At 61.6% G+C, this 3,119-nt stretch carries 4 protein-coding genes and 1 pseudogene; 4 read left to right on the top strand and 1 reads right to left on the bottom strand.

The genetic code is table 11. The annotated features are described in order from the left end of the window. Window positions 1–47: 47 nt before the first annotated feature. The 4 genes and pseudogenes from ACH2EI_RS06210 to ACH2EI_RS06225 all read left to right on the top strand — a co-directional run bounded on the left by ACH2EI_RS06210 (window position 48) and on the right by ACH2EI_RS06225 (window position 2,250). Entirely contained in the window at window positions 48–881 is an 834-nt protein-coding gene (locus tag ACH2EI_RS06210) for an IS630 family transposase (protein WP_395156978.1), read from the top strand. A 32-nt stretch (window positions 882–913) separates the two neighbouring features. Beyond that, window positions 914–1,201, top strand: a pseudogene (locus ACH2EI_RS06215) (transposase); the annotation flags it as partial. Between the two features lie 81 nt (window positions 1,202–1,282). After that, the gene (locus ACH2EI_RS06220; protein ID WP_395156980.1) at window positions 1,283–1,687 is read left to right on the top strand and encodes a helix-turn-helix domain-containing protein; all 405 of its coding nucleotides are present in this window, start codon (window positions 1,283–1,285) and stop codon (window positions 1,685–1,687) included. 14 nt (window positions 1,688–1,701) lie between these two features. Continuing rightward, the gene (locus ACH2EI_RS06225) at window positions 1,702–2,250 is read left to right on the top strand and encodes a PIN domain-containing protein (RefSeq protein ID WP_395156982.1); all 549 of its coding nucleotides are present in this window, start codon (window positions 1,702–1,704) and stop codon (window positions 2,248–2,250) included. A 183-nt stretch (window positions 2,251–2,433) separates the two neighbouring features. Here ACH2EI_RS06225 and ACH2EI_RS06230 read toward each other — a convergent pair. After that, window positions 2,434–3,119, bottom strand: a 686-nt coding sequence (locus ACH2EI_RS06230; RefSeq protein ID WP_395159475.1) for a tyrosine-type recombinase/integrase, incomplete at its 5' end; no start/stop codon positions are given.

The raw sequence follows: 3,119 nt of genomic DNA on the forward strand, positions 1-3,119 counted from the left end.
ACTAGTGCATGCTCGCGTTAATGACATGGCTGTGGTTTGATGGGTGGATGACGAGACCGGTTGGGGTGGAAGTGTCGGTGGCGGATCGTGAGATCCTGGAGCGCCGGGTGGCTGCAGCGACGACGGAGCGCCGTGATTGGCAGCGCGCGAAGATCGTGTTGATGGCCGCTCGTGGCGTCTCGTCACCCAAGGTCGCTGAGGTGGTCGGGGTGAATCGCAACCAGGTTGATCTGTGGAAACGCCGGTTCCGCAACGAGGGCCTTGACGGGCTTCGTGATCGGGATCGTTCGGGTCGGCCACAGGTGTATGGGCCCGAGGATCGTCTGACGTTGGTGAAGACAATCACGACCCGGCCCCCGGAGTCCGGTCAGCTTTCAGCGAAGCGACGCAAGGCACGGATGTCGATGCCCGAAGTCGCGCGCATCTTGAACGATGATCACGACATCGCGATCTCGGAGTCCCAGGTGTGGCGGATCTGCAAGACCATGAAGATCAAGCCGTGGCAGGTGCGGTCGTGGATGACGTCCCACGACCCCGACTTCGATGACAAGGCGGTCGACATTTGTGGGCTCTACTTGGACCCGGGCGAGAACTGGGCGGTGTTTTCCGTCGACGAAAAGACTGGGATGCAAGCCAAGTCCCGCATCAACCCGACCCAACCAGCAGTCGAAGGGTCGGCCCGCCCAGCAGGAGTTCGAGTACAAACGCCACGGCACACGAGCGCTGTTTGCTGCGTTCGAGTGCGGCACCGGCGAAGTGATTGTCAGGCCGTCGGACTCGACACGCGCCGCGAACTTCATTGGGTTCTTGGACGAACTCGACTCCCAAGTCGCGGGCCATCTCGAGTTGCACTGCATTGTCGACTTATGCCGACCTCGTAACTATGCCGACATCGGAATAGGTCGACAACCTCGCCTCGCATGGCACCCCCGATGTCGAAGCGTGGCTCGACGAACATCACCGGGTGTTCTTGCATCGCACACCGACCCACGCCTCATGGCTGAACCAGGTCGAGATGTGGTTCTCGATCCTCACCCGCCAACTCCTGAGCACCGCCGAGTTCGCTGACACCAACGACCTCGCCGGCGCGATCATCGACTACGTCAACGACTACAACACACGGGCCAAACCCTTCAACTGGACCTGGAACGCCAAAGCCACCTCACCCGACAGCCAGCTCACTTGCGCGCGTCACCACTAGCAATGCGCCTTTCGCGTCGGAAAAATAGCATCACTGGGCGACACCGTTGCGTTTGTTTCGTTTGTGAACTATCGTTTCGAGTTGAAGGAGAACGTGATGTTGTCGACAATCAATCCAAGTTCACTCAACGCCGAAGCAGCCGAACAGATCGCTGCGCAGCTCGATGCTGGCGTCCTCGAACTGCCCACCTCACTTCGTGAGGCCTTGACGGGAATCGTCGCTGAACTTCGCGCCGGAAACGAGGTGACGGTGATGTCTTCCTCCGCTGTGCTCACCACGGCCGAAGCCGCCGAATTGCTCAACGTCAGTCGCCCGCACGTCGTGAAGCTCGTCGACGGAGGAACCATCCCGCACCACATGGCGGGCTCGCATCGCCGGCTCGCTCTCGCTGACCTCCTCGCGTACAAGACACAACGAGACGATGCGAGCCGAGTAGCACTCGCAGAAATTCAGCAGCTCGCCGACGACACCGGCATGGACCTATAGGCAGCCACTCTGCGATGAGTCGACTCATCGCGGTCCTCGACGCGAACGTCCTCTACGGCATCACGCCCACCGACCTCCTCGTCACGCTCGCGGTACGAGACGCCTACCGACCGCACTGGTCCGAGGCGATCCTTGATGAGGCGATTCGAAACCTCACGACCAACCGCCCGGACCTCGATCCCGACAAGATCACCCAACGCTTCAGTCTGATGAACCGTGCACTCGATGGCGCAAGCATTCCTGCTCCACCCGGTTCGCTCGTCGACGAGATGACCAACGACATCAACGATCGACACGTGCTCGCAACCGCCGTCATGGCCGGCGCCGACGTGATCGTGACCGAGAACTTGCGGCACTTCCCTCCAACATCCTGCGCACCGCACGGCATCATCGCCATGTCGCTCGACGACTTCATCAGCGAACTGCTGGACGAGCAGCGCGCGGCTGTCGGCGACGCGATCACCGAAATGGCAGGCCGACGAAACCGACCGCCGATGACACCTGACGACTTGCTGACGATCCTCGAGCGATACATCCCTCGGACGGTCGCGCGGCTTCGGTGACACCACCGGCGCCAGAAGACTCCGTGCCTAATTCGTGCCTAGAACAACACTCAACAGGGTGCGATACGGCGCAACAGCGCACAACAACAGTGCCCCCAGAACCCACGCCTGAGCAGGCGAAACCCCCCACACGCAGGCACGATGCGATCGGCCCCGAAGCGCTTCCCAAGCTGACGCTGACCATCAGCGTTGAATGAGACGGTCCATTGCTGACGCCACCTCGGCGTCCCGCGTTTCAGCGACGTGCTGATAGCGCAAGGCGGCCCTCGGTGAGGAATGTCCCAGTCGAGCCATCGACTCGCGGATGCTCGCTCCCGCCGTAGCCGTCAGGGTGCCGGCGTGGTGCCGCAAGTCGTGAAAGGTACATTCGACGCTGGCGTCTCGACGAGCGTTCGCCCACACTCGGCGCCACACCGTCATCGTCGGCGTTGTACCCGTTCGTAGATCGACAAACAAGAGGTCGCTCGGTTTGTTCCTACCGAAGTTGGCGAGGTGCTGCTCGGCAACAGTGGTCACTGCGCTCGGAATCGCAAGCCGCCGCACACCGGCGGCGGTCTTGGGTGCCTGGTGGTACGCCTTGTCACGAACGAAGACGATCGACGCGTCGACTGCAACCGACCAGTGGTCCGCACCAGGCTCGAGATCATCGACGCGCAGCCCAAAGCACTCGCCTCGGCGGAGACCAACAAGGCCCGCCAGTAACACCATCAACCGATACTCGGGCTTGATTACTTCAGACAGCGTGAGGACCTGCTCGAGCGTTGGGATCGAACGTTCCGCACTTCGCTCGACGGCTGCGCCTTTCAGGGTGCATGGGTTCGATCGGAGCATCCGGTCGTCAACGGCCGCCTGCAGGATCTGTCGAAGCA

Source organism: Ilumatobacter sp., assembly GCF_041688325.1.
Lineage (GTDB): Bacteria > Actinomycetota > Acidimicrobiia > Acidimicrobiales > Ilumatobacteraceae > Ilumatobacter_A.